Below are 561 nucleotides of genomic sequence, written 5' to 3'. Positions count from 1 at the left end.
CCGAGTGAGAAGGCGACGGCGGCGCAGCACGCCAAGGGCAAGCTGACGGCGCGGGAGCGGATAGAGCTGCTCCTGGATCCGGGTTCCTTCCAGGAGGTGGAGCAGCTGCGCCGGCACCGGGCGAGCGGGTTCGGGCTGGAGGCGAAGAAGCCGTACACCGACGGTGTCATCACCGGGTGGGGCACGGTCGAGGGTCGTACGGTCTTCGTGTACGCGCATGACTTCCGGATCTTCGGCGGTGCGCTGGGTGAGGCCCATGCCACCAAGATTCACAAGATCATGGACATGGCCATCGCGGCGGGTGCGCCGCTGGTGTCGCTGAACGACGGTGCGGGTGCCCGGATCCAGGAGGGTGTCTCGGCGCTCGCCGGGTACGGCGGCATCTTCCAGCGCAACACCAAGGCGAGCGGTGTCATCCCGCAGATCAGTGTGATGCTCGGCCCGTGTGCGGGCGGCGCCGCCTACAGCCCGGCCCTGACCGACTTCGTCTTCATGGTCCGCGAGACCTCGCAGATGTTCATCACCGGCCCGGACGTGGTCAAGGCGGTGACCGGCGAGGAG

At 68.1% G+C, this 561-nt stretch carries 1 protein-coding gene; it reads left to right on the top strand.

Annotated elements, in window-relative coordinates:
- A partial coding sequence (locus ADK64_RS08005) for a carboxyl transferase domain-containing protein (RefSeq protein ID WP_324614371.1) occupies positions 1 to 561 on the top strand: 561 nt, incomplete at both ends.

Origin of the sequence: Streptomyces sp. MMG1121 (genome assembly GCF_001280015.1) — a bacterium.
In the GTDB taxonomy this organism is placed as follows: Bacteria; Actinomycetota; Actinomycetes; order Streptomycetales; family Streptomycetaceae; genus Streptomyces.
The sequence above is the reverse complement of the archived record's forward strand: the minus strand, read 5'-3'. Positions and strand labels throughout refer to the sequence as shown.